The 25,630-nt window shown below is 61.4% G+C and carries 17 protein-coding genes and 2 pseudogenes; 10 read left to right on the top strand and 9 right to left on the bottom strand.

Annotation, left to right across the window (positions count from 1 at the left end; genetic code table 11):
- Positions 1-17 precede the first annotated feature (17 nt).
- Positions 18-773 (bottom strand): SDR family NAD(P)-dependent oxidoreductase, encoded by a 756-nt coding sequence (locus tag P5W99_RS18425; RefSeq protein ID WP_421026609.1) that lies wholly within the window; start codon positions 771-773, stop codon positions 18-20.
- 287 nt (positions 774-1,060) lie between these two features.
- Between P5W99_RS18425 and P5W99_RS18420 the strand changes: the two genes are divergently transcribed.
- Positions 1,061-1,855, top strand: a complete 795-nt coding sequence (locus P5W99_RS18420) for an enoyl-CoA hydratase/isomerase family protein (protein WP_434664175.1) — start codon at positions 1,061-1,063, stop codon at positions 1,853-1,855.
- Between the two features lie 26 nt (positions 1,856-1,881).
- Positions 1,882-2,664 (top strand): SDR family NAD(P)-dependent oxidoreductase, encoded by a 783-nt coding sequence (locus P5W99_RS18415; RefSeq protein ID WP_421026607.1) that lies wholly within the window; start codon positions 1,882-1,884, stop codon positions 2,662-2,664.
- A gap of 56 nt (positions 2,665-2,720) precedes the next feature.
- On the opposite strand, the gene P5W99_RS18410 is transcribed toward P5W99_RS18415, so the two are convergent.
- From P5W99_RS18410 to P5W99_RS18400, 3 genes are read right to left on the bottom strand one after another with little or no spacing between them, the layout of a single operon-like run.
- A complete protein-coding gene (locus P5W99_RS18410) occupies positions 2,721-4,586 on the bottom strand; it encodes an acyl-CoA dehydrogenase (RefSeq protein WP_434664172.1) in 1,866 nt (621 codons plus the stop codon).
- 12 nt (positions 4,587-4,598) lie between these two features.
- Positions 4,599-5,777 (bottom strand): acetyl-CoA C-acyltransferase, encoded by a 1,179-nt coding sequence (locus P5W99_RS18405; RefSeq protein ID WP_434664169.1) that lies wholly within the window; start codon positions 5,775-5,777, stop codon positions 4,599-4,601.
- A 35-nt stretch (positions 5,778-5,812) separates the two neighbouring features.
- On the bottom strand, positions 5,813-7,894 hold the full coding sequence (locus tag P5W99_RS18400) for a 3-hydroxyacyl-CoA dehydrogenase NAD-binding domain-containing protein (protein ID WP_434664166.1): 2,082 nt from the start codon (positions 7,892-7,894) through the stop codon (positions 5,813-5,815).
- Between the two features lie 351 nt (positions 7,895-8,245).
- Here P5W99_RS18400 and P5W99_RS18395 point away from each other — a divergent pair, with 351 nt between their 5' ends.
- The 4 genes from P5W99_RS18395 to P5W99_RS18380 all read left to right on the top strand — a co-directional run bounded on the left by P5W99_RS18395 (position 8,246) and on the right by P5W99_RS18380 (position 13,513).
- Positions 8,246-9,148, top strand: coding sequence for an SDR family oxidoreductase (locus tag P5W99_RS18395; protein ID WP_421026603.1), 903 nt, complete (start codon positions 8,246-8,248; stop codon positions 9,146-9,148).
- 41 nt (positions 9,149-9,189) lie between these two features.
- On the top strand, positions 9,190-9,768 hold the full coding sequence (locus P5W99_RS18390) for a DUF2889 domain-containing protein (RefSeq protein ID WP_421026602.1): 579 nt from the start codon (positions 9,190-9,192) through the stop codon (positions 9,766-9,768).
- A 161-nt stretch (positions 9,769-9,929) separates the two neighbouring features.
- Positions 9,930-11,618, top strand: coding sequence for a PHA/PHB synthase family protein (locus tag P5W99_RS18385; protein ID WP_434664162.1), 1,689 nt, complete (start codon positions 9,930-9,932; stop codon positions 11,616-11,618).
- Between the two features lie 92 nt (positions 11,619-11,710).
- On the top strand, positions 11,711-13,513 hold the full coding sequence (locus tag P5W99_RS18380) for an acyl-CoA dehydrogenase (RefSeq protein ID WP_421026600.1): 1,803 nt from the start codon (positions 11,711-11,713) through the stop codon (positions 13,511-13,513).
- Between the two features lie 155 nt (positions 13,514-13,668).
- Here the strand turns inward: P5W99_RS18380 and P5W99_RS18375 are convergent, their stop codons facing one another.
- Together P5W99_RS18375 and P5W99_RS18370 are read right to left on the bottom strand one after the other, a co-directional pair.
- Positions 13,669-14,820 carry an iron-containing alcohol dehydrogenase gene (locus P5W99_RS18375; protein ID WP_421026599.1) on the bottom strand — a complete coding sequence of 384 codons (1,152 nt, stop codon included), beginning with the start codon at positions 14,818-14,820 and terminating at the stop codon, positions 13,669-13,671.
- A gap of 88 nt (positions 14,821-14,908) precedes the next feature.
- On the bottom strand, positions 14,909-16,615 hold the full coding sequence (locus P5W99_RS18370) for an AMP-binding protein (protein ID WP_421026598.1): 1,707 nt from the start codon (positions 16,613-16,615) through the stop codon (positions 14,909-14,911).
- 1,658 nt (positions 16,616-18,273) lie between these two features.
- Here P5W99_RS18370 and P5W99_RS18365 point away from each other — a divergent pair.
- Positions 18,274-18,603, top strand: a pseudogene (locus P5W99_RS18365) (transposase); the annotation flags it as partial.
- Between the two features lie 592 nt (positions 18,604-19,195).
- Here P5W99_RS18365 and P5W99_RS18360 read toward each other — a convergent pair.
- Entirely contained in the window at positions 19,196-20,869 is a 1,674-nt protein-coding gene (locus P5W99_RS18360; RefSeq protein WP_421026597.1) for a long-chain fatty acid--CoA ligase, read from the bottom strand.
- Positions 20,870-21,494: 625 nt separating this feature from the next.
- On the bottom strand, positions 21,495-22,169 hold the full coding sequence (locus P5W99_RS18355; RefSeq protein WP_421027067.1) for a DUF535 family protein: 675 nt from the start codon (positions 22,167-22,169) through the stop codon (positions 21,495-21,497).
- On the opposite strand from P5W99_RS18355, the pseudogene P5W99_RS18350 reads away from it, so the two are divergent.
- Together P5W99_RS18350 and P5W99_RS18345 are read left to right on the top strand one after the other, a co-directional pair.
- Positions 22,119-22,361 (top strand): annotated as a pseudogene (locus P5W99_RS18350) (hypothetical protein); the annotation flags it as partial. The gene P5W99_RS18355 and the pseudogene P5W99_RS18350 overlap by 51 nt on opposite strands.
- A gap of 334 nt (positions 22,362-22,695) precedes the next feature.
- Positions 22,696-23,079 carry a TolC family protein gene (locus tag P5W99_RS18345; RefSeq protein WP_421026596.1) on the top strand — a complete coding sequence of 128 codons (384 nt, stop codon included), beginning with the start codon at positions 22,696-22,698 and terminating at the stop codon, positions 23,077-23,079.
- A 162-nt stretch (positions 23,080-23,241) separates the two neighbouring features.
- Here P5W99_RS18345 and P5W99_RS18340 read toward each other — a convergent pair whose 3' ends face one another.
- Positions 23,242-23,433 (bottom strand): hypothetical protein, encoded by a 192-nt coding sequence (locus P5W99_RS18340; protein ID WP_434664158.1) that lies wholly within the window; start codon positions 23,431-23,433, stop codon positions 23,242-23,244.
- 659 nt (positions 23,434-24,092) lie between these two features.
- Here P5W99_RS18340 and P5W99_RS18335 point away from each other — a divergent pair.
- Positions 24,093-25,532, top strand: a complete 1,440-nt coding sequence (locus P5W99_RS18335) for a TetR/AcrR family transcriptional regulator (RefSeq protein ID WP_421042704.1) — start codon at positions 24,093-24,095, stop codon at positions 25,530-25,532.
- Positions 25,533-25,630: the final 98 nt, after the last annotated feature.

Here is a 25,630-nt window from a genome sequence, read left to right as displayed (position 1 = left end):
GGCTTTCCGGGAACTCGCTATGCCGTAAAGCCGCCATCAACGATGTAATGTGCACCGGTTACGAACGATGCTTTCGCGGAGCAGAGCCACAACACCAGATCGGCAACCTCTTCGGGTTCAGCGGGACGGCGCAGAATGGTGGCCGCCAGCACCGCTTCCGTCGACCCGGGAGCGGATTGGGATTTCAGGTCCGCCGCCATCGCCGTCTTGATGTATCCCGGGCAAACGGCGTTGATGCGGATTCCCTGCTTTCCATATTCCCTTGCCGCAGACCGGGTCAAACCGATGACACCGTGCTTGGAAGCGGAGTATGCCGAACTATAGGGCGCCCCTCTGATGCCCGCCACGGAAGCGGTATTGACGATTGAGCCACCGGAAGCCTTCATCACCTTCAACTGGTGCACCATGCAATTGAATACACCGCTCAGGTTGACGCCGATGATTCTGTTCCAGTTCTCCAATCCCTGGTCTTCCGTCCTGGATACATGACCGGAAACGCCAGCGTTATTGAATGCGATATCCAGTTTCCCGAAGCGATCGATCGTTGCCTCGACCATGGCCGCGCAATCTTCATCGCGGCTGACATCCACACGCTGAAACATGGCCCGTCCGCCATTTCGCTCGATTTCGGCAACCACTTCGTCGCCCGCGACGTCAATCACATCTGCGACGACAACACTTGCACCCGCTTCGGCAAATCGCAGCGCCGTGGCCCGGCCGATTCCTGCGGCTCCACCGGTGACAATCGCGACCTTACCTTCCAAATCGGACATATTCGCTCCCAAACGATATCTGACAAGAATTAAGAGGTGACCTGGCGTCAACCGTATCCAGCACCGCGGCAATGCCCGGACGCAACTCGCGGTTCGTTCGATGCCGCGCCCAGCAGGCGGTGTGGCTACGCTCGAATCAAACTCGAACCTCAAGTGCCGCTGCAATAGTCCGGTCAAGTTACCATCGGGCCACTCCGGGCAGCCCCCTCCTTTCGAGGGGACGTGAAGAAAATCGAATTGCTATCCTCGTATTGGCAGTACTGAACTGAAATAAATACGGAGTTGAAATGAATTTCGTTGATTATCAGCACATCAGTTTCTCGCGGCGTGGCCGCATTCTGGAGATCACACTCAATCGTCCCGAGCAATTGAACGCATTCAATGCGCGGCTGCACGCGGAGATGGCACGGGTGTTCACCGATGCCAACAACGATTTGGATTCCGACATAATAATTCTGACTGGAGCCGGGCGGGCATTTTCTGCCGGCGGCGACTTCGCAGCGATGAAAAACGGGTTTGACGATCCCGATGCATTTCGGTCGACGGCGCGAGAAGCCAAACAGATCATCTTCTCGCTGCTCGATTGTGAAAAGCCGATCATCGTCAAGATGAACGGTCACGCGATCGGCCTCGGCGCGACCATCGCGTTGTTCTGCGACGTGATCTTCGCGGCCGACACGGCAAAGATCGGCGACCCGCATGTGGGCGTCGGACTGGTCGCCGGTGACGGCGGCGCCGTGATCTGGCCGCAACTGATCGGTTATGCACGCGCGAAGGAATATCTCTTGACCGGTGAGCCGCTATCGGCCAGCGATGCCGCAAGCATCGGCCTGATCAATCACGCGGTGCCGGCAGCCCAACTGGACGAGCGCGTGAATGAATTCGCCGGACCCCTCGCAGCCGGCGCGCAGAAGGCAATCCGATGGACGAAAGTATCCGCGAATATCGGCCTCAAGCAGCTCGCACATTCCATCATGGACACCTGCATCTCATACGAATGGCTCTCGAGCAAATCGGACGATCACCGCGAGGCCGTCAACGCGATGCTGGAGAAACGCAAGCCCGTCTTCACGGGCAGATGAGCACGTCGACACATTGGAGGAGCGCGATGGAAAACAAGGATCACTGCCACTCACACATTGATTTCAGTGGCAAGAAGGTACTCGTGACCGGCGGCGCCAGCGGCATAGGCGCCGCCGTCGCGGAGTTCTTTGCGAGCCAGGGCGCCGAAGTCTGCACATCGGACGTGAATGCTGCCGCCAATACGCCGGGACACATCATGCTTCACGGCGACGTGTCGTCGGAAGCCGACGTGCAACGCATCACCGGCGAGGCCGTCGCCCATATGGGGCGGATCGACATCCTCGTGAACAACGCCGGCGTGCTCGAACCCGCCGAGCGCACGGTAAAGCAACAACTGGCGACCTGGCAGCGAACGATCGACGTCAATTTGACCGGCACCTGGCTGATGTCGAGAGCCGTCGGTTCAATGATGCTCGCGCAGGGCAGCGGCGCGATCGTGAATATTGCGTCGATCTACGGCCTCGTGGGTGGCCCGGCCATCAATGCCTATACGGCGTCGAAAGCGGGCATCGTCATGCTGACACGCTCGATGGCCTGCGAGTGGGCCCAGAAGGGCATACGCGTGAACGCCGTCGCGCCTGCCATCATCCGCACGCCGCCGCTCAAGGAGATGACGAGCAGCGGCAGACTCGACCTCGTGGCGCTGCAACGCCGAACACCGATGGGCCGTCTCGGGCATCCGCACGAGGTCGCGCAGGCCGTCGCATTCCTCGCGTCCGACTGGGCGTCGTATGTTACCGGCGTGACCTTGCCGGTCGACGGTGGATGGATCGCCTACGGCTCCGCCGGCGACGCTTCGAAGGGTTGATGGGGCCAATGCACGCTCCGGCCTTTCGTGGCCGGAAAAGACATCGGGTCGCGGGTTCAAAACCACGCGTCCTGCATGTCGAGCGTGCTGCGCTCCAGCGAATCGAGCAGATCGAGCTGCGCAAAGACGCGCGGCAACTCCCAGCGGAAGAAATAGCGCGCGGCAGCGAGCTTGCCGTGATAGAACGATTCGTCGGTCGCGCCATCGTTTCGTATCAGCGCGTCGCGCGCAACCAGCGCCTGCTCCAGCCATATCCACGCCAGCGTGATGTGGCCGAAGGCTTCCAGGTACAGAGAAGCGTTCGACAGCGTAAGCGTCAGGTCACCCGTATTGCATAAGCGGTGCGTCACGCTCATGAGCCGCGATACCGCTGTACCCAGAGCGAGGCCATATTCCTCCACGCCAGCATCACCCCTTTCCAGTGCGCGCTGGCTCGTTCTCCTCATCGTTTCGTCCAGTGCCCGCAGCGCCGCGCCCTGCTTCATCGTCACCTTGCGCCCGAGCAGGTCGATGCCCTGGATGCCATGCGTGCCTTCATGAATCGGGTTGAGACGGTTGTCGCGGTAGAACTGCTCAACGTTGTATTCGCGCGTATAGCCGTAGCCGCCATGTACCTGTATTGCCAGGCTATTGCCGTGGAGGCACCATTGCGATGGCCAGCTCTTGGCTATGGGGGTGAGAATGTCGAGCAACAGCTTCGCACGTTCGCTGGCCTGACTGTCACCCGCTGCATGGGCGCCACGCTCTTCGTCCACGAGTTTTGCGCAATACAGCGTCAGCGCCAGCGCTCCCTCGGCGTAGCTCTTCTGGGCGAGCAGCATGCGGCGGATGTCTGCGTGCTCGACGAGCCGCACCTGTGCGCTAGAAGGATCCTTGCCGCCCGGCCCCGCCCCACGGCCCTGCGGCCGGTTGCGCGCGTAGTCGAGCGCGTGCAGGTAGCCGGTGTAGCCGAGCGCCGACGCGCCCAGCCCCACGCCGATGCGCGCCTCATTCATCATATGGAACATGCACGCGAGCCCCTCGCCAGGCTTGCCGACCAGATAGCCGATCGCGCCGCCCGCGGCATTGTGCGGCCGGTACCTCGTGCCCTCACCGAAATTCAACAGGCAGTTGGTCGTGCCCCGATGCCCCATCTTGTGATTCAGGCCCGCCAGCGTGACGTCATTGTGCTCTCCACATGAACCGTCTTCGTTCAGCAGAAACTTCGGCACGGTGAACAGGGAGATGCCCTTCACGCCCGCTGCGAGTTTGCCGTCCTGACCAGGAATCTTCGCGAGCACCAGATGAACGATATTCTCCGCAAGCGTGTGCTCGCCGCCCGAGATCCACATCTTGTTGCCGCGCAGACGATACTGCGGGCCGAATGGCGATTCGCCCTCATACTCCGCGCGCGTTGCAATATCGGAAAGCGACGAGCCGGCCTGCGGCTCCGAGAGGCACATCGTGCCAAAGAAGCGCCCTTCCATCGCGGGCCGCACGAACGCCTCGATTTGCGCAGGTGTACCGTGCGCGAGAAGCAGGTTGGCATTGGCGATGGTCAGAAACGGATAGCCTGCCGTGCCCACGTTCGCGGCCATGAACCACGCAAAGCCCGCTTTCTCGACCACGAGCGGCAACTGCATGCCGCCGAGTTCGTAATCCTGCCCCGCCGCCATGAGGCCTGCATCAGAGAATGCGTCGAGCGCAGCCTTCACCTCGGGGATGATGTGGACTGTCTCACCGTCGAAGTGCGGCTCATGTTGGTCGCTTTTCTTGTTGTGGGTCTCGAAGAGGTCGGTCGCGATCTTCTCGCAGGTCTCGAGCGCCGCGTCGAAGGTCTCGCGCGTGTGGTCGGCATAACGTGGAATACGCGTAAGCGCCTCGACATCCAGCCATTCATACAGCAGAAAATTCAGGTCCCGACGGGACAGGATCAATGACATGCGGCCTCCGGCTCACAGGACTTCGAACAGGCCCGCGGCGCCCTGGCCACCACCGATGCACATCGTCACCACGACGTGCTTCGCACCGCGCCGTTTGCCTTCGATGAGCGCGTGCCCAACGAGACGAGCGCCTGAAACGCCGAACGGATGCCCAACCGCAATCGCACCGCCATTCACGTTGAGGCGTTCCATCGGAATGCCGAGCTGGTCCGCGCAATAGAGCACCTGCACGGCGAATGCCTCGTTGAGTTCCCACAGGCCGATGTCTTCGACCTTGAGGCCGGCTTTCTTCAAGAGCTTCGGTACGGCGAACACCGGCCCGATGCCCATCTCATCGGGTTCGCAACCCGCCACCGCAAAGCCGCGGAACACGCCGAGCGGCTCGATGCCTCTCGCCTGCGCCAGGCGTGCGTTCATCACCACCGTGGCCGATGCACCATCGGAAAACTGCGACGCGTTGCCCGCCGAGATCACGCCGCCCGGGAACGCCGTGCGGATCTTCGCCACGCCTTCGAGCGTCGTCTCTGCCCGAATCCCTTCATCGGCGGCAATCGTCACTTCACGCGTCACGATCTGACCGGTGGCCTTGTCGGTCACGCCCGCGAGCACGGTCATCGGCACGATCTCCTCGTCGAACAGGCCCGCCGCCTGCGCCGCCGCCGCGCGTTGCTGGCTTCGCACGCCATACTCGTCCTGACGCTCCTTCGCGATTTCGTAGCGCTTTGCGACCTGTTCCGCGGTTTGCAGCATGCTCCAGTAGATTTCCGGCTTTTCCCGCATGAGCCAGGGATCGGCCGCAAAGGTCTGATTCATCTGCCTCTGCGTCCATGAAATACTTTCGACTCCACCCGCCGCGAAAATGTCGCCCTCGCCCGCCAGCACGCGCTGCGCGGCCATGGCAATCGTCTGCAATCCAGAAGAACAAAAGCGGTTAACGGTAGCGCCCGGCACGCTCACAGGACAGCCCGCGCGCAATGCTATCTGCCTGGCGATATTGCCGCCGGTCGCGCCTTCCGGGTTCGCGCAGCCCATCAGCACGTCTTCCACCTCTGCCGGCTCAATGCCTGCGCGCGCGATGGCGTGCTGCACCGCATGGCCGCCCAGCGTCGCGCCATGCGTCAGGTTGAATGCGCCCTTCCAGCTCTTTGCGAGTGCGGTCCGCGCGGTCGAAACGATTACTGCCTCAGTCATGGTGTAGTCCAGAATATGCGATGAAGTCGATGCACTCAGTCGTTAAAGTTCAGGCCGGCCTGAGCGAGCTTCTGCAACAATGGCGCGATGTGCCAGGCGTGCCCCTGATAGCCGCGCGCATAGTGCCGCATGCACCGCGCGACGTTGAAAAGGCCGACCTGGTCGGCATAAAGCATCGGTCCGCCGCGGAACTTCGGAAAGCCGTAGCCGTTCAGGTACACCATGTCAATGTCCGACGCCTTCGAGGCAATGCCTTCTTCCAGGATTAACGCGCCCTCGTTCACGAGCGCATAGACCAGCCGTCCGACGATTTCCTCGTCGCTGATGTTGCGCCGCGCGACGCCGATCTCCTTCGAATGCCCGACGATCATGTCGTTCACGAGTTGGCTGGGATACGCCTTGCGCTCGCCTGGCTTGTAGTCGTACCAGCCCGCGCCGACCTTCTGGCCGAAACGGCCCATCTCGCACAGCACGTCGCCGACCTTCGAATAGTTGAACTCCGGCTGCTCGACGGCGCGGCGCTTGCGAATGGCCCACGCGATGTCGTTGCCGGCCATGTCGATCATGCGGAACGGGCCCATTGCAAAGCCGAACTTCTCGATCGCGCGGTCCACCTGCTCGGGAAGCGCGCCTTCGTCGAGCAGGAACCCGGCCTGGCGGCTGTACTGCTCGAGCATGCGGTTGCCGATGAAACCATCGCACACGCCCGACACCACAGCGACCTTGCGGATCTTCTTCGAAAGCAGCATCACCGTGGCCAGCACGTCTTTTGCGGTATGCTCGCCACGCACGACTTCGAGCAGCCTCATTACGTTCGCAGGACTGAAGAAGTGCATGCCCACCACGTCCTGCGGGCGCTTCGTGAACGACGCAATGCGGTTGACGTCAAGCGTGGATGTGTTCGACGCGAGTATCGCGCCCGGCTTCATCACCTCGTCGAGCGCGCGGAACACCGTCTCTTTCACGCCAATGTCCTCGAACACAGCTTCGACCACGAGGTCCGCGTCCTGGATGTCGCGATACGAGAGCGTTGTCGAAAGCAGCCCCATACGGTCGTCCAGTTGCTGTTGCGTGAGCTTGCCCTTCCTCGCGCTGTTCTCATAGTTGCGGCGTATCGTGGCTACACCGCGTTCGAGCACATCGGCTTTCGTCTCGAGCAACGTTACTGGAATCCCGGCGTTCAAAAAATTCATGCCGATGCCGGTGCCCATGGTTCCGGCGCCGATGATGGCCACCCTCGCGACGGGTCGCACCGGAGTATCCGCAGGCACGTCCGGAATCTTGCTCGCCGCACGCTCGCCAAGGAAGGCATGGCGCAGCGCGCGTGCTTCGGCGGTGCCGAGCAGCGTGGCGAACCCTTCGCGCTCGGCCTCGATGCCTTTGTCAAACGGCTCCAGCGACGCCGCCACCGCGTCTACGCAGCGCGCCGGCGCTGGAAACGGCCCGGCGTTCGCAGCGGCGGTCGTGCGCGCGAATCCGAGGTACGCGTGTGGATTTTCATGCTCGACCTGGAGGTCACGCACACGCGGATGCGGGCCGGCCTGGTTCGCCACTCGCCTGGCGAAGCCGATTGCGGCAGCGAGCACATCGCCCTCGGCGATCTCGTCGAACAGCCGTGTATCGGCCAGCGACTCCGCGTTGACCGCATGGCCCGACACGATCATGTTGAGGGCGGCTTCGAGCCCTATCGCCCGGGGCAAACGCTGCGTGCCGCCGGCGCCGGGCATCAACCCCAGATTGACCTCGGGCAACGCGATCTGCGAGTTACGCGCGGCAACCCGATAGTGACAACCGAGTGCGAGTTCCAGCCCGCCGCCCATTGCCACCGAATGAACCGCCGCGACAACGGGCTTGGCCGCCGCCTCGATCAATGTGATCACAGTATTCAGGTTCGGCTCCTGGAGCGCCCTGGGCGTGCCGAACTCGCGGATGTCCGCGCCACCCGAAAAGGCGCGGCCTGCGCCCGTGAGCACGATCGCGCTGACACCGGCATCGTCGAGCGCCCGGCTCATGCACTCAACGATGCCAACGCGGGTGCCGTGCCCGAGGCCGTTTACAGGAGGATTGTCGAGCGTGATGACGGCCACGCCGTCACGGACCTGATACTGCACTGTCATGCTGGTTCCTTTGTGTCTCGAAGTTGTGGCGCGGGCGCTTGCCGCGCGCGATCCATGGATCGGCGCATCGTCTGTCGCGCTGCGGCCGATGTGGCGCAGGCTCCCGGAAGGCAGGGCCGCGGCTCGGACCAGGGCACCCGCCGAGCTTCCCTATTGCGCGATAGCGCTGCTTATTGATTCCGCCAAGTTAATCACCTTTCCCGCAGGCTCCCTCCCCCTCATTAGGAGGGGGACTCCCACGCCAACGTGCACCCTATCCTGCCGACAAGCTTGCGATGCGCAGTCGAGCTACGGACGCGCCGTCGTGCAGTCGCAGCGGCCAGGGCCGGCAACTCTCACCAGGACAACTCAATGAAGCAATTTCAGGGCAAGGTCGCGGTCATTACTGGCGCCGCTTCCGGATTTGGCAAGGCGTTTGCGCTGCATGGCGCCGCGCTGGGGATGAAGCTCGTCCTTGCGGATATCGATCAGGGCGGCCTCGACGCCACGCTCGCCGAGCTGCACGCCCTGGGCAGCGAAGCGACCGGCTTGCGCACCGACGTGTCAGCCGCGGCAGAGATGCAAGCGCTCGCCGATCTCGCCATGACCACGCATGGCGAGGTCAATCTGCTATTCAACAATGCAGGCGTCGGCGCAGGCGGCCTGATCTGGGAAAACACCCAGAAGGATTGGGAATGGGTACTGGGCGTGAACCTCATGAGCGTCGTCCATGGCGTGCGCATCTTCACTCCGCTGATGCTCGAGAGCGCCGCGCGCGACCAGACCTTCGAAGGGCACATCGTCAACACGGCGTCGATGTCCGGCCTCGTCAATGCACCCACGATGGGCGTGTACAACGTGTCCAAGCATGCGGTCGTGTCGTTGAGCGAAACGCTCTATCACGATCTATCGCTCGTCACGAACCAGGTGCACTGCTCCGTGCTGTGTCCATATTTCGTGCCGACCGGCTTCAACCGGTCCGACCGCAACCGGCCCGCCGATCTCGCCAATTCGCACACGCTCACGCGGTCCCAGAAAGTCGCTCAGGCGCTTTCGGACAAGGCCGTCACTTCGGCAAAAATCAGCGCCGCCGAAATCGCCCAGATGACTTATGACAGCGTGCACGCAGGCAACTTTTATATCTATTCGCACCCCGATGCAATGCAGCCGGTACAGGTTCGCTTCGAACAAATGATGGCGGGCGCCTCCCCAGGAGACCCATACGCCGGTCACTCAGGGCTTCGGGAAAACCTCGCGAAGGCATTGCAAGGTTGAACACCGCTTTTGACCCGTGCTGCTCCCTCCGGTCCACCGAAATGAACAACACCACCGAAACGCGACGCCTGCTCCATTCCCGCACAGTGCGTTGCGATGCCTTCGATCTCGGCGACGGCCTCTTCGAGATCGAGGGCCGCATGCAGGACGTCGTTGCAGACGGCACCGATCTGATACTGAAGGTCGTGCCGGCTGGCGCTCGCCTGCACGACATGCGCATCGTCATGACGGTTGACAGGGACCTCGTCATCCGGGCGATTACCGCGCGGATCGAAGAGAGTCCCACCGTCTATTGCAACGAGATCGAATCGGCCTATGCGGCGCTCGTCGGACTTCGCATCGGTCCGGGCTTCAGGCGGCAGGTCAAGGAGCGCGTCGGCGGCGTCAAGGGCTGCACGCATTTGTCGGAGTTGCTCGGTCCCATGGCGACCACTGCAATGCAAGCCGGCTTCTCGATGGAGCGCGCCTTGCCGCAATGGCGGGAGCGTCTGCAAGGCGATACGCCGATACCGCCACCCACGTTCATCGACAGTTGTCACACGCATCGCGCAAACGGCGATGCCGCGAAGGTCTTCTGGCCGGAACGGCGCCGCGCGCCCCGTCCTCTCGGCGCATCGTGACATCGATCGCGCCGGCGGCGCCACACGCCGCTGGCTGCCAGGCATGAGGCTGCATCGCGGTACGGCGAAGCCCTGGCAATGCGCGATCCGGCGACTCGGTCCTGCCATCTGACTGAACGTACCCGATCCGGGAATCCTCTCCTTTCATCTGCAGCGACGCCATGTCATCACACAGCAACCCGTCTGCCTCGTCACTCGAAGTCTGGCTCAAGACCACCACCGTCTGGCTCGATGCGATTTGCCGATCCGCGCCCGTGAGCGAGAACGGCACGCATGTCGAGTTGTCCGATCTGGCTCGCGCCAGCAAAACATACTGGGACCAGCAAGCGCAGATCTGGTCGTGTCTATGGCGTGTCGGTGCACCCAGCGGCCTCGAAGCGCCAGAAGACCGACGTTTTCTCGACAGGGAATGGCATGAGCACCCCTGGTACAACGCCATCCGGCGGTTGTATCTCGCCAATTCGCGGTTGATTGCCGACGTCGTCGAATCCGCCGACCTCGACGCGTCGACGAAGGAGAAATTGCGCTTCTTCGCGAACCAGTTGATTGACGCAGCGAGCCCCACGAACTTCGCCGCCACCAATCCCGAGGTGGCACGGCTTGCCCAGGAGTCGGGCGGCAAAAGCCTCGCTCAGGGGCTTGCCAACCTGAGCAACGATCTCGCGCGGCGGCAAATCACCATCACCGACGAGGCGGCGTTCGAGGTCGGCCGCAACGTTGCAGTCTCGCCGGGTTCGGTCGTCTTCGAGTGCGAGCTGATGGAGCTGATCCAGTACGCACCGCTTACGGAGCAGGTCGCGTGCCGGCCGCTTGTGATCGTGCCGCCGTGCGTGAACAAGTTCTACATCCTCGATCTGCAACCCGCCAACTCGTTCGTGCGCTACGCATGCGAGCAGGGCTACACCGTCTTCCTGGTTTCCTGGCGCAATCCCGACGCGTCACTTGGCGATCTGCGCTGGGACGACTACGTCGAGAGCGGGGTATGCCAGGCCATACGGGTCGCCCGGTCGATCGCCAGGGCCGACAAGGTGAACACACTCGGCTGGTGCGTTGGCGGGACGTTGCTCGCATGCGCGCTGGCCGTCCAGCGCGCGAGCGCCGAGGACACGGTCGCAAGCATGACGCTGTTGACCACGCTGCTCGATTTCGCTCAGCCCGGAGACCTGGGCGCTTTCGTCGACGAAACGAGTGTGCGGTATCGCGAGGCCATCGCTGGACCAGGCAGCATTCTTTCGGGCAAGGACCTGGCGCTGGTGTTCCAGATGCTGCGCGCCAACGACCTTCTGTGGCCCTATCACGTCGATCAGTATCTGAAAGGCGGTCAGCCGCCGCCCTTCGATCTGCTGTACTGGAACGCGGACACCACGAACCTGCCCGGCTCCATGGTTGCCTGGCTCCTGCGCAACACCTATCTGGAGAACAATCTGCGCGTTCCCGGCAAGGTGAACGTGTGCGGGCATCCGCTGGACCTCGGCTCGATCAGCGTGCCCAGCTATGTCCTCGCAGCCGAGGCCGACCACATCGTGCCGTGGCAGGCCGCATACAAGAGCGCGTTGCTCATCGGCAGCGAGCCCGAGTTCGTGCTTGCCTCCAGCGGACATATTGCGGGTGTGATCAATCCGCCGTCGGCGCACAAGCGCAGCTACAGGACCCGGAAGTCACTTGCCCAAACGCCAGACGCCTGGCTGGCCGACACGAAGGTCCATCCGGGCAGCTGGTGGACGCATTGGAGCGCATGGTTGCGCCGCCACGCCGGCAAGGCCATTGCTGCACCCACCCGGCCTGGCAACGACATCTGGACGCCGCTTGCGCCCGCGCCGGGCCGCTATGTGAAGGTGCGCACCCTCTGAAATCTGCAGGACCGTACCACCCGCAATTTTCGTTGGCTCAGGGATCGCGCCCGATCCCAATGCAGTTGCAATCAGACCACTCAGGAAGAACCATGAGCTACACCTCGCCCATCCGGGACATGATGTTTGTGATGACCGAACTGGCCGGATTGGACACGATCGCGCGTCTTCCGGAATGCATGGACGCCACCCGCGAAACCGCGCAGGCCATCCTCGAAGAGGGCGCGAAGTTTTGCGAAGCAGTGCTTGCGCCATTGAATGCCACCGGAGACCGTCAGCCGAGCGTCTGGCACGACGGCACCGTGAGTGCGTCGCCGGGCTTTGGCAAGGCGTTTGCGCAGTTCGCCGAAGGGGGCTGGCAAGGTTTGATGCATCCGGTCGAGTACGGCGGCCAAGGCCTGCCGAAGCTGCTTGCCGCGCCGTGCCAGGAAATGCTCGTGGCGGCCAACCTGTCGTTCGCAACCTGCCCGTCGCTCACCGACGGCGCCATCGAGGCCCTGTTGCTCGCGGGCTCCCCTTCGCAGAAGGCACTGTATCTGCCGAAGCTCATCAGCGGCGAGTGGACCGGCACCATGAATCTGACCGAGCCTCAGGCCGGCTCGGATCTCGCCATGTTGCGCGCCCGTGCCGAGCCTGCGGAGGACGGCACGTACCGCATCTTCGGCACGAAGATCTTCATTACGTGGGGCGAGCACGACATGGCCTCGAATATCGTCCACCTCGTGCTCGCGCGCACGCCCGACGCCCCCGAGGGCGTCAAAGGCATCTCGCTCTTTCTCGTTCCCAAACATGTGCCGACCACCCACGGCTCGCCGGGCGCGCGCAACGACGTTCAGTGCGTATCGATCGAGCACAAGCTCGGGCTCAAGGCGAGTCCCACTGCGGTGCTGCAATTCGGCGACCGGGGTGGCGCGACGGGCTTCTTGATCGGCGAGGAAAACCGCGGCCTCGAGTACATGTTCGTCATGATGAACGCTGCACGCTTCGCAGTCGGCCTGCAGGGCATCGCCCTGGCCGAGCGTGCGTACCAGAAGGCCGCGGCCTATGCGAAGGAGCGCGTCCAGAGCCGCCCCGTGGACGGCTCTTCGAATGCGGCTGTTCCCATCATTCGCCACCCCGACGTGAAGCGCATGCTCGCCACCATGCGCGCCCTGACCGAAGCCGCGCGCGCGCTGGCTTACGCGACCGCATCACATCACGATCTCGCCCTGCACCATCCTGATGACGCCGTCCGTTCCGAACATCGAGCGATCAACGAGTACCTCGTGCCCATCGTCAAGGGCTGGAGTACCGAACTCTCGGTCGAGGTCACGAGCCTCGGCGTTCAGGTGCACGGCGGCATGGGTTTCATTGAGGAAACTGGCGCGGCGCAGTATTACCGTGACGCTCGCATCCTGCCGATTTACGAGGGCACCACGGCTATCCAGGCCAACGATCTCATCGGCCGCAAGACTGTCCGCGACCGCGGTGCCGTGGCTAAACAGATGCTCGTGCGCGTGGACCAGACGCTAGCCGATCTGCACGCGCATCGCGCCTTCCAAACCCACCCCGCGTTCGCCGCGATGTACCGCCATCTTGAAGCGGGCCGGACGTCGATGATGCGGGTCATCGACTTCATGCTCGCTCGCGCAAAGTCCGATCCCAACGCGGCATTCGCGGGCGGCGTGCCTTATCTGATGCTTTCCGGCATTGTGCTGGGCGGCTGGCAGATGGCGCGCGCGCTCATTGCCGCATGTGAACGCGAAACGCTCGATCCCGTGTTCTACGGTGCAAAGATGGCGACCGTGCACTTTTACGCCACGCACATTCTGCCGCGCGCGCTGGGGCTGGAAGTCGCCATTCTGAGCGCAAGGGGCAACGAAGGCGTGCTTGCGCTCTCCGACGCCCACTTCTGATTGACCGATCATCGGGAACCCGCGTGGCGGTTCGAAGCCGCACGCCACGCACGATACGTTCAGCACCCGCAGGGCAGCTGCCAGAACCGAACAGGAGGTTGCGTCGTCAGCTGTTTGCCATGCAAGCGCCAGACGCGGCGACGCAAGCATGCTCGTTAGAATATCGAGCGATAGATCCCGTGGATATCCTTCAGCGTGAGTTCGCAAGGATTATTGGCGAGGAGCCGCGTCTGACTCATTGCGTCTCCCGCCAGCCCGCAGAGATCCGACTCGCCAATGCCGACCTCCTGCAAGCGCATCGGCAACCGGAGCGTCCGGGGTAAATCGGAGAAGTAGGTGACAAAAGATGAGGCCCGGCTCGCCGCCGTTCCAGTAATGCCAGGCAATACATATCTGGCGAGTTGCGCGTAATGACTAACCGCGCCTTTCAGGTTGAAGCGCAGCACGGGCGCGAGCAACAGTGCATGGGCGATGCCATGCGGCACGCGAAAGCGCGCAGCGACAGGCTGCGCCAACGCGTGCACGGCCGCCATGGCAACATTGGCGACCGCCATTTCCGCAAGGCAAGCGCCAATCAGCATCTGCTCGCGCGCCTCGATATCGGTGGGGTTATAGAAGGCGGCGTGCAGATTCGACGCCATGAGGTCCAGCGCCTTGCACGCAAGACTGTCTGACACGGGGTTTTTCAGGCGTCTGGACGTGAACGCCTCGATTGCATTGACCATCGCGTCGATGCCCCCCGCCGCCGTGACGGCGGGCGGAGCCCCGGCGGTCAGCGTAGCGTCGAGCAGCGCGAGATCGGGCAACAGATGCGAGGACACCACAACGTTCCTGTCGCCACGAGGTTTCGTCACGACCGACACGCGTGCGGCCAGCGAGCCCGTTCCGGCCGTCGTGGGCACGAGTATCAGCGGCAGGCGTGGACCACGCGCCCTGTCGATACCGTAGACGTCGGCCAGCCTTTCGCCGCTTTTCGCGAGCAGCGCTGTGAGCTTTGCCGTGTCGAGCGAGCCACCGCTTCCGAGACCCACGACGCAGTCGGCCTCTGCCGCGAGCGCGCGGCACACAGCCGCTTCGATGATGGATTCGGAAGGATCCGCCTGCGTTTCCTGGAATAGCTGGTAGCGAATCGCTGCGCTTTCGAAGCCGTCTAACACACTCTTCAGGAATCCGGACGATGCCACGCACGCGTCTGTTACGATCAGCACCGAACGGCTCCCGAGCGAGCGCACCTGGGACGCCAGACGACGGGATGCGCCGTGCTCTACAACGATCGACTGCGCCGTCCTGAACGAAAAAGGTGGCACTACAGTGTCCCCCGGATGATTACTTCGCTTTGCGGACCCGTGACGCGCGCGTCCATCCGCGCTAGGAGAACGTGGTGGTGCCGCCCTGCTACTGCTGCACGGTCGTGGTTTCCGCCTCCAGGATAACCGGCAGCCCCCTCTCCGCCCACGCCCGTGCCGCGTCAAGATAATGCTCTTCAATGACGCCGCGCTTGATCTTCATCGTCGGCGTGAGAAAGCCATTATCGGTCGTCCAGCAATCCCTGACGATCACGAAGAAGCCAAGCTTCTCGTGATCTTCGAGTGTGGCATTGACTTCGTCGAGCAGCAAACGCAGTTCCGCGCGTAACGTTTCACGCGCCGCAGCGTCGTCCAACTCGCCTCTGGCCGCCGCCGACAGCATCAGGATAGCGAAGGGTTGTGCGAATGCGGGTCCTGTGACGCAGACCGCTTCCACCTTCGGGTGACTGATCTTGTTCTCAATGGGTGCGGGGGCGACATATTTCCCCTTGCTGGTCTTGAAGATCTCCTTGACGCGCCCCGTGATCTTCAGTCGGCCGATTTCGTCGAGTTCGCCGCGATCGCCGGTCTTGAAGAAGCCATCCTCGGTCATGCTCTGCGCCGTCAAGTCAGGCTGGCGATAATAGCCGCGCATCATCGTCGGAGTCCTCACCAGAATCTCGCCGTTTTCGGCAATCCGACATTCGACGCCAGGCATCGCCTGGCCAGAGTAGCCAAGCCGCACGAGGCCAGGTCGGCTGTAGTGCGAGTAGGAGAAGTTTTCCGTCATGCCGTAGACGTCCAGAAGTTCGAGCCCGAGCGCACGGTACCAGTTCGTGATTTCCTCGGGCAGCGGCGCGGAGCCCGTAAAGGCAATCCGCGTCGCATCCAGCCCGAGCATCGTCAGGATCGTCTTCTTGAGCGCGTCCGACTCGGGGCCAGACGTATGCAACAAGGCCTGCTGGTCTTCCGGCAGCTTCGCGCAAATGCTCTGATAGAACTTCGTCCAGAGCCTCGGCATGGAGATGAAGACCGTTGGCCGCGCACGCTGCAGGTCCTGGGAAAACGTCGCAAGACTATCGTTGAAGAACACGCGGAAACCATGGCACAAAGAATTCGCTTCGACGAACGAACGCTCGGCCGTGTGGGCCAGCGGCAGATACGACAGCACGCGATCTTCGGGCGTAAATCCGCTGAAGATGCCTGACTGCGTCGCGTACGCGAAGATCGTGCCGAAGCTGTGCATGACGCCCTTGGGCTGGCCGGTGCTGCCCGACGTGTAGATGATCGTAGCCAGATCGTCGGGCCGCGGCAGCCGCACATCCTGCAGAGGCGCAACGTCGGCGATGATGTCTCTCCACTGGGATGCCTCTCGCAGAGGCGGCGATAGAGGAAGGCCAACCAGGCGCGCCTGCGGCGGCAGGACCTTGCGAATCTCCTCCCAACCGTCGGTTTTGCCATCGAGCTTGCCGATAAACACCACACGCACGTCGCAGTGTTCGAACACATATTTTGCGGTGTCGGCGCTGACGGTTGGATAAATCGGCACGGAAATGTGGCCTGCGAGCCAAATCGCCAGATCTGCGGTGATCCAGTGCGCGCTGTTCTTTCCGACAATGGAAATTGCACTGCCCGGCGGAAGTTGCAATGAACACAACCATGCGGCCATGCGCCGGGCCTCATCCCCGACCTCTTGCCACGTATGGTTCACGACCCGGCCATCCGGCGTCGGTTCGGTCAGATAGATTGCATCGGGTTGCACACGCTCCCAGTGCAGGAAGCGATGAACTAGGGTTCCCGAATCGGTGCCGCTCATCAATGTCTCCATTTTTTGCCGGTTCCGCCATGTGCGGGCCGTATGGGCGTTCTTAACTTGTGCGGCCGTGAGCCGATGCCACGCGTGTGACGATTGGACCGCCTCGCGGGGCGCCCAGCGCCATTGCGACCTGCCACATTTGTATGCGGGATACCCAACGATACGCTGATACGGCACATCGCTCACCCACCCGTTAATAGGGGTGACTGCTGGGGGGCACTTCGGGGGAGGGGTATTTCGGGGGCGACGGCGGTTTCTCCGGAACGATGCAACCGGCGTGGACCGCGCTCGTTTTCAATCTCTACGCTGCCCCAAAGGAAGAAGAAGCTATCGCGATCCACCATATTCCAGCGTCGATTAAGCTGACGGGTCTTGTCGGTGTGCCGAATCGGATTCATCGTCACGCCGCTCAGGCCAACGCCCTTCGCCACCCGCCCCATCAGCCTGATCGATAGAGTTACCGACGCGCGTCTCGCCAGCAAACGAAGTGACCGCGAGGATAAGCCTGGGCGCAATCAATGAGCTTTGTCCGGGCGCTGACGTGATGTGGAATCAGACGCGCCCACGGCACCGGGGGACTACGTCACCCGATAGCACCATCTGTCATGGCCAACGTGAAGAGCGACGCGAATTCATTGAACTGGTTCATGCCGAAAAAGCATGGCGATCAGATCACTCTTCCAAGCTGAAAGTGTCTGTCGAGGTGATGTGTGAAAGCGCGTCAATCACGGCGTAGGTTTCTGCAGAAAAATCACGCGGCGTAGGTTTTCACTCAACGGAGCAAAAAACCTACGCCAACGTGGCAGACCCAGATAGAGAAACGTGAACAGAGACTCATCTGTCAAACGTTCGGAATTGACCAACAAATCCTTGCAAAATCAATGCATTACAAGACGCAACCTCAAAGCCCGATCGCTTCTGGGGAAGGTTGGCCTTACGGTTTCTCTATTCGTTCATTATTTTTAACGATCCGGAAAAGCTGGACTACCACACCAACAGCCCCAACCGTAAATCCTTATAAATCAATCAATTGAATGCACATCGCCTCAGTCAAAACTGATTTTAACTATGCATTCCTAAACTACTCGTTTTCTTCGAAGTAGTGAATTGGCCTTTTCCGGCAAGCCTTCCTTTCGAAAGTTACGCCGAAACCTACGCCGAATGGTCTTTCGATTGGTACGACGCCTTCACGGCGCCGAATCGGCGCTGTGCCTTGAATCAAGGTTAGTCACAAGGAGACTCCATGTTCAAGTCCAAGCTACGCCGAGCGCTGACCAAGGAGCGGCAAACGACGGTGGATAGCAGGCGCCTGGATCGGGAGGCTACCGCGCAGCGCTAGGCTGATCATCCGGCGAACGAGCCGAAATCAGATGTACCGCGCTTTGGCGAACGCCCGTCTCGTCACTGAAGACCGACGCATTCGCGGGCCGGAACTTACTGGGTGACGCGATAATTGCCGATGGCATGGCGGATTGCGGTCTCGGTGGGGGCACTGGGGATATCTTGCTTCACAGCCTGCGATCTACCCCAAAAACTACCCCCACGAATCGGTGGCAGTCAACGGAATGAAGCGGCTACACGGGGACGTCCGGGAAGACCGGCGTCCCTATCCAATCTGGACTGAGGGGTGAGAAAAACGGAACGTCCAGGAACACCCTGGAACGCTTTGGAATGGTGGCCGCAACTTCGCAGCGTCGATCGGACTGGTGCCCCGGCAACACAGTACAGGCGGGCGTAGTGTCCTGTGCGGAATCAGCAAGCGGGGTGACAAGCATTTACGCCACTTGCTCGTACAAGGCGCCCGCGCGGTCATCCAGCGTGCAGAGCAGCGTACCGACAAGCTCGGCGACTGGATCCGGTCCATGCTGACGCGACGGCACGCGAATGTGGTGGCCTGCGCCGTTGCCAACAAGCTCGCGCGGATCGCCTGGGCCGTGCTGACCAAACACACCGCATACGATGCCGCGCGCCTGGAGCACGCGAACTGATTCACCGTTTCACCCAACAAGGTTTTGCGAGTGCTGGAAGTTTGATGGTCCAACGGCACAGCGACCGGACGAAGAACCTGACAAGTTGTACAGCTCGCAGCAGCTGCCGACATTTTGAGGATCGCCCGGTGCGGTTTTCATCGCGGAACAGCGATTCCGGATAGATTTGCGCAAGCCACGAAGACATCAGAACCAGAGGTTGCAAATCTCGGGCTGGCCATAGATTACAACTTAGCGGGGACAAAGAAAGTATCACATAAGATTATGTAAAATAATGCGAGCCGTCAGAGCGAAAATCGAAACCGGCATACGTTTAGAGCCGCCAGTTGATGTAATCGACCGAACCGTTTGGTTCGGCCGTCCATACAATATAAGGTATCGCGTCCGCAAGGCTCCCGAAACATCGCTCGATTTCGCCAACCTCGGCTTCGGATCAGGGGCGATTAGCGGATAAAGGTTGCTTGTATGGCACCCCCCAACACGCGCCGGCACGTCCGCGTGAGCCGGATGGCCAGATCGCAACCTTTATGCTCCTGCAAGCCAATCAAAGTACTTATATCCCGACGACTCGCTTTCACGCGCTCGTATTGCTTCATGCCCCGGGAGTTGTCGCCTCCCGTTCCTGCAACGCCCGCCACATGATTTTCCCGCTTCCGGACTTCGGGAGCGACTCGACGAATTCGGCAATGCGCGGGGCCTTGTACGACGCCATGCGTTCGCGCGCCCACGCCACGATGTCGTCTGGCGTGACCTCCGTCGAGCACTCCGGCTTCAGCACCACCACGGCCTTGACCGTCTCGCCCCGGTGAGTGTCCCGCGCGGCGATCACGCACACCTCCTGGATGGCCGGATGGTGGTACATCATCGCCTCGACCTCCGCCGGCCACACCTTGTAGCCCGATGCATTGATCATCCGCTTCAATCGGTCGGCCATGAAGAAATAGCCATCCTCATCCCGCCATCCGAGGTCGCCCGTGCGCAGGAAACGCTTGCCGTCGATTTCGACGAACGCTTCGCGCGTCGCGTCTGGATTGCGCCAGTAGCCTTGCATCACCTGGGGTCCATGCACGATGATTTCGCCGGTCTCGCCGTCCTGCACCGGCGCCAGAGTCAGGGGATCGACGATCCGGGCGTCGACGTCGAAAACAGGAATCCCGAGGCACTGTAGCTTCGGATGCAACGGTGGATTAATATGCGTCGCGGCGATTGTCTCCGACAAACCATATCCCTCGACATATTCGATCCCGGTGAGCGCCTTGAGCTTTCGCGCCACGGCTTCCGGCATCGCCGCACCGCCGCCCCCCATACAGAGCAGGCTCGACAGATCATATTGGCCGATTTCCGGATTCGACACGAAATCCACCACCATCGTCGAGATCGACTGCCAGTAAGTCACGCGGTGACGCGCGATCATGCGCGCGGCCACGGTGCGATCCCAGCGCGGCAGCACGACCACCGTCGCGCCGCTGTAGAGCGGACCGTTCAGGCCGCCTTGCATGCCCGTCACATGAAACATCGGCAACACCGAGAGCGCGACAGTGTCAGGCGTGCCGCCGAGCCAGTGGACTCCGCCGACCGCCGTGCACATGACGCTTTGATGGGTGTGCATGCAACCTTTAGGTTTGCCGGTCGTACCGGACGTGTACGGCATGACGCAAAGATCGTCGGGGCCGGCCGTCAGCGGTCCGGGCCGCAGCTGCAGGTCGAGCGCATCGGACCAGTGAGCGACCCTCGGACCGTCGACATTGCGCTCGATACCGACGAAATCGGGGGGTGCAATTTCGGATGGCCGTTTCAGGTAGTCGCTGTACGTCGCAACGACTACATGGGCCAACTCGCCATCAGCATCGCCGACCAGCGGGGCAACGCGCGGATACAGGTCCTGTGCGACGAACACGGTGCGCGCCCCGCTGTCCTCCACGTAATGACGCAGCTCGTCCGTCATGTTCATCGGATTGACCGGCACGACGACTGCGTTCGCGCGCAAGATCCCGTAGTAAGCGATCATCCATTGTGGACTGTTCTGCATGTACAGGAGTACGCGGTCGCCGCCCTTCACGCCACAGCACTGCTCCAGAAAGCCCGCCACCCGTTCGGCCTCATCCTTGAACTGCGAGAACGTGACCGACGTGTCATAGAACACGATAAACGGTTTGTCCGGATAGCGCATTGCCGAGACTTCCGCGTTATAGAACAGGTTCGTCGCCGGAAGCGTCAGGTGCGGTGGCAGGTAAGCTGGCCAGAGAGGTGGCCGGGTATCAGACATGGACTGACTCCGATTTTGTTCAAGAATCACTGGTTACAGGTGGTCGCCGACTTGTCCTTGCAAAAGACGCAGTGTAGGCAGGCTGTAGGGTTGTCATGGTTTGCAATCGCGGCACATGGGCATGTCCGAGTCGAACCGGATACGGTTATAGCGGGAGACATGCCAGGTGTCGCCGGTTGCCTCACGCGCCCGGCGTCACGTATGACGTTCCGGACGCTGGGGTATTCGTACCGCTCGTGCGATTTCTGGTGGCCATGTCGAACAAATCCATATAAATCAGCCACTTGGATTCATTCTTTTCGTGCCTGGTTGACTTACCGGTAAAGCCCCGTCGTGTGGGCGCCAGAGGTCGCAAGCGCCCAGACATTACGCGAAAGGAACGAATACCCCCATAGGGGTCGGCTTCTAAATTGAGGGTAGACCAGACTGAGATCAATTGACATGGTCATTTGACCATAAACGAAAATTCGCGGCAACCTGGTAGTTCCACGGCCTTCAGGTGAGCGGCTTCTTGCAATGAGTCGCTCTCGTTCACTGCCTCACTCGCTGGTCCGTCTCGCGAAGATTATTCTCCTGGCGCTCACATGCCATTGGCCACATTCCCTGGAAGCCATTGGCATCCGCTTCAGGTGCGGGGGTTCGTCACCCTCCCCTGCACCGAATCGAGGATCTGCTCGTCCAGCGCCGCCTGCAACGCATGGCGTGTGCGCCGGACGGCGTCTTTGCCTGCCGCGTCCTCCGCGAGCCTGTGATGCGGCATCGGGAGCACATGCCAGTCGCGCCGTGCGCCGCAATCTTGCGCCAGCGCGTGGTAGTCGGCCTTGATCCTGCGCTTACGGAACAGGTAGCGCCAGCTCGAATAAACGTGCGCCTCGTTCGACAAGATCAATGCCGTTTTCGCCCCCATTGCGCGAGCGAGCGACTGCGCAAGAAATATCGCCAGCGGCTTCGGACGCAGCCCCAGCCATTTGCGCGTCAAACAGCGGTAAAGCATGCGGCCGTCGACAGAGGTATCCGGGCCCTGGATGCACCCGATCAGCAGTTTCGGGCGTCCTGTCCTGCCTCCCAGCGACGCGAGGCAAAACGAGCAGGACACGAGGCGCGTGCCCTCGGCATCGTGAATGCAGAGCGTCCAGTCGCCTTCCTTCTGAAAGCGCTCGAATGCTTCCATGGTCACGTCCCATGACTGATTTGCACCACTGATCGTCGCAATCGCTGCTCTGCCGGTTTCCATCAACTCGCGCGCAATGTGCGAAGCACGGGCGGCAGTAAGGTGATCGTGCTGGAGACTTGCGCGCAGCCGCTGATCGGCGACGTGGCCACGCGTTACGTCGAAGCGCGCGGTTATCAGTCACGTCTCGCACTCGCGCGCGCTACGGTGGATTCGCAGCAGGAAACCGCGCGTCTCACCCGCGTGCGTTACGAGGCAGGCGCGAATTCCGGACTCGACGCCGCGAATGCGTCCGGCCAGGCTCAGGCAACGCTCGCCACCATTCCCGCACTCGAAGCGGCCTACGCGCAGACCGTCTACAGCCTTTCCGTGCTCACGGGCCAGGCGCCGGGAGCGCTGATCGCGCGCATGCAGCAGGGTTCAGGACGTGCCGGTGCCGCCCCGCCCGTCGCGACGGGCGTGCCCGCCGACGTGCTGCTCGCGCGCCCGGACGTGCGCGCCGCCGAACGGCGCTACGCCCAGAGCACGGCGCGCGTGGGCGTGGCACAGGCCGCGCGCTACCCGCGCGTGACCCTCGTCGGTGCGCTCGGCACCTCGGGCACCCAGTTGCGATCTCGCGCACCATTCGTCGATCGGCTGGTCGATCGGGCCTTCCGTGACGATTCCGCTGTTCGATGGCGGAAGGTTGAAAGCAGCGGTCGAGATCGCGGACGCGCAGCGCGAACAGTCGTTCATCGCATATCGTTCTGCGGTACTCGGTGCCATGCAGGACGTGGAAAACGCCAGCGTGGCGCTCGCGCGCGAAACCGAAAGCGTGCAGAGTCTGCAGCATTCCGCCGATGCGTACGGCGAGGCGCTGTCGATGGCGAAATCGCTCTATCGGTCCGGGTCGACGGGCTTTCTCGAGGTGCTCGTCACCGACCGCGCGCAGTTCGCGGTGCGGGACGCGCTGATTCAGAGTCGAGTGCGCGTCACGACCGACTACATCGCCTTGAACAAGGCTTTGGGTGAGGGATGGGATGGGGCGCCGCAAATCTGATGCGGGAGATATTCCACCTGATGCCAAACATCTCGACCAAACGAACCGACGGACCTTCTGACCTGCGGCGGAATGTTGTAGCCAGGTAAACGGTGAGTCGTGTGTCGATATTCTTGTACTCCAACCAGCCGCCACGATTCCCGAGGCGGTTCACTGGCGTCGTCACACCAAACATTCAGGCGCCCGATCAATGCGGGCAGCGGACGTTTCACTCACAGCCAACTCGCGAACGCAGGTGGCAAAGCGCTGAAGAGCCTCCAGGGAACCATACACGCTCTTGTACTCTTCGCGGCCGATCCGCCCGTCCAGCACGACCAGCATTCCCGAATCATTCGCAATCCTTTCCAGGTCCATCACAACCTCCCTTCAATTGCCAATCAGTGCACAGGCCTTCCTCAATCCGCCTACAGAGAGGCTCGCATCGTAGGCCGTTCCGACGCGGGAGGAAACACACGCCACGATCCGTCATCGTGCCGGAAAAAGAAGATCGCGAGTGCGCCCGACGCGCGCAGAGACTCCACACGTACGCACCGCACAGGTCTCGCGTTCGGGTAACTCATCCTGGTCAAAGATATCGGCGAAGCCGACGTCGGGGCCAGCCATTTGTCGATCAAACTTCGCAAAGATGCTACGTCGCTACCCATCTCCCACTCCTTCACCTACGGCGCCATCGCGGCTCCAGCCTCGAATCAGGATTGCATACATCAGACCTATTATTTACGTCTTATTGACCTAACAATAGTCGCTATATGACCTATAATCAAGCCCGTCGAGAGCAGGGGAAACACCGACTGCCGCAACCCCGTTCCCGGCTATAACCGCCGTGGTTTAAGCCGTTTTCAGTGATTGAACCCCCGATATTCGAGAGCAAATGAGCACGTGCGCCTGCGGTGATCATGAGCGCACTGTGGGACTAAACTGGATCCATGAAAGCACAATGACGCTTCCTTCTACCATCGAAGCGACCTATAATTTGAAACAGGTCCAGGCAAACTGCTGGGAGGAGGGGCGACGTGCAACAGAAGCCGGTAGAGCGAGAATCCTTGGGTGGTTTCGAAGAGACAAGACCTGATCCCAAGCCGGTTGAGCGACGAAACCGGGGACAGCGCATGACGGAGATCATCCTTGCCGCCCGGCAGACATTCCAGGAGGATGGGTATGCCGGATTCACGACGCGCCGCGTCGCGGGTCGCGTCGGAATTACATTGGGAAACCTTCAATACTACTTTCGAACGAAAGAGGAATTGCTTCGTGCCGCGCTGCAGGCATATATGCACGAGATCGTCAGTGACTATATGGCAATCGCAAACCAGCCCGGTGTCAACGCCGCGCGGCGTTGCTCCGCACTGGTGGAGCGCATTTTTCACGACATCACCGAAACCGATCTCCCGAAGTTCCTGTTTGAAATCTGGGCTTTCTCCCGGCACGAACCATACATCATGGCGCTGGTTGACAATATGTACGCCACGTATCGGGGCATCTTTGCGAAGTTGCTATCAGAGATCCACCCCACTCTGACTGGCGAAGAGTGCCAGGTGCGTGCATCCGTTCTGGTCGCGCAGACGAGTGGAATGATGATCTTTGCTTCTCACGGCGGAGATCCAGAGAAGGACCATGCAGAATTCATTCGCATGACAAAGCGAGCTGTAAAGATGATTGTTGGCTTGTCGGCACAGACGCTGGAAAGCGACAGTCCCCTTCACAGTTCCCGCAATCATCAGGCAGGCACCAGGGGCAGCGTGCACATCGGTGTCTTTGGGTCTGAGGAGCACTTGCAGCACGGACGCTTCGAACTGAGCGTGCGGCAGACAGGACAAGATCTCCCCTACTACCGGCCAACGCTCCAGGGGCGGCGTCGGGAGGTAAAGATCAATGAAATCGTCTCTACCGCCGCGACCCTTTTGGCCACGGAAGGATATGCGAACTTTACCCAGGCGCGAGTGGCCAGGGAACTTGGAATCTTGCCATCAGCGCTCCAGAACTACTTCCCGACACATGACGACCTGCTCCGGTCGACAATTGGCGCGCTAGGGAAGGCCTATCTGGATCGCTATGCGGAGATGGGCAAGCCGAGCGGCAAACCGGCACTGGAGCGTCTGCATGAAATCGTTGAGGACGTGTTTGAAGAAGCCTGTGATCCGAAGGTATGTCGATTCTCGTTCGAGATGTTCGCGCTGGCTCAGCACTCGGATATCACGCGTGATCTCGTAAAAAGAATGTACTCGGCGTATCGGGCGATTTATGTCGATCTGGTGCGTGAGCTAGACTCGTCCGCTACGGCGCGCGAATGCCTCGCTCGCGCAACGCTTCTCGCAGCGCAGATGGAGGGCATAGCGAGCTTGATGTTTGGTGTGCAGCAGCAAACACCGGGCATCGACCGCGTTCGCGAACTGATGAGGACCATGGCGATTCACATTGCGCACGGAAAAACTGCCACAAAAGGTGCGGCGTAGGGCCGGCGCATTCGCTGGCCACACCGATGGGCCAGGGCGCGTGTGTATTGCGAGCAGGTCACTTGCCGGCCGGCGACTACGCCAATCGGCCATGAGCG

It is taken from the genome of Paraburkholderia sp. A3BS-1L (genome assembly GCF_051125215.1).
In the GTDB taxonomy this organism is placed as follows: domain Bacteria; phylum Pseudomonadota; class Gammaproteobacteria; order Burkholderiales; family Burkholderiaceae; genus Paraburkholderia.
This window is presented reverse-complemented; position numbering and strand designations above follow the sequence as displayed.

Coding starts and splice junctions, on each gene's coding strand:
- P5W99_RS18425 (WP_421026609.1), bottom strand. CDS start 773: ATGTCCGATTTGGAAGGTAAGGTCGCGATTGTCACCGGTGGAGCCGCA.
- P5W99_RS18420 (WP_434664175.1), top strand. CDS start 1,061: ATGAATTTCGTTGATTATCAGCACATCAGTTTCTCGCGGCGTGGCCGC.
- P5W99_RS18415 (WP_421026607.1), top strand. CDS start 1,882: ATGGAAAACAAGGATCACTGCCACTCACACATTGATTTCAGTGGCAAG.
- P5W99_RS18410 (WP_434664172.1), bottom strand. CDS start 4,586: ATGTCATTGATCCTGTCCCGTCGGGACCTGAATTTTCTGCTGTATGAA.
- P5W99_RS18405 (WP_434664169.1), bottom strand. CDS start 5,777: ATGACTGAGGCAGTAATCGTTTCGACCGCGCGGACCGCACTCGCAAAG.
- P5W99_RS18400 (WP_434664166.1), bottom strand. CDS start 7,894: ATGACAGTGCAGTATCAGGTCCGTGACGGCGTGGCCGTCATCACGCTC.
- P5W99_RS18395 (WP_421026603.1), top strand. CDS start 8,246: ATGAAGCAATTTCAGGGCAAGGTCGCGGTCATTACTGGCGCCGCTTCC.
- P5W99_RS18390 (WP_421026602.1), top strand. CDS start 9,190: ATGAACAACACCACCGAAACGCGACGCCTGCTCCATTCCCGCACAGTG.
- P5W99_RS18385 (WP_434664162.1), top strand. CDS start 9,930: ATGTCATCACACAGCAACCCGTCTGCCTCGTCACTCGAAGTCTGGCTC.
- P5W99_RS18380 (WP_421026600.1), top strand. CDS start 11,711: ATGAGCTACACCTCGCCCATCCGGGACATGATGTTTGTGATGACCGAA.
- P5W99_RS18370 (WP_421026598.1), bottom strand. CDS start 16,615: ATGAGCGGCACCGATTCGGGAACCCTAGTTCATCGCTTCCTGCACTGG.
- P5W99_RS18360 (WP_421026597.1), bottom strand. CDS start 20,869: ATGTCTGATACCCGGCCACCTCTCTGGCCAGCTTACCTGCCACCGCAC.
- P5W99_RS18340 (WP_434664158.1), bottom strand. CDS start 23,433: ATGGACCTGGAAAGGATTGCGAATGATTCGGGAATGCTGGTCGTGCTG.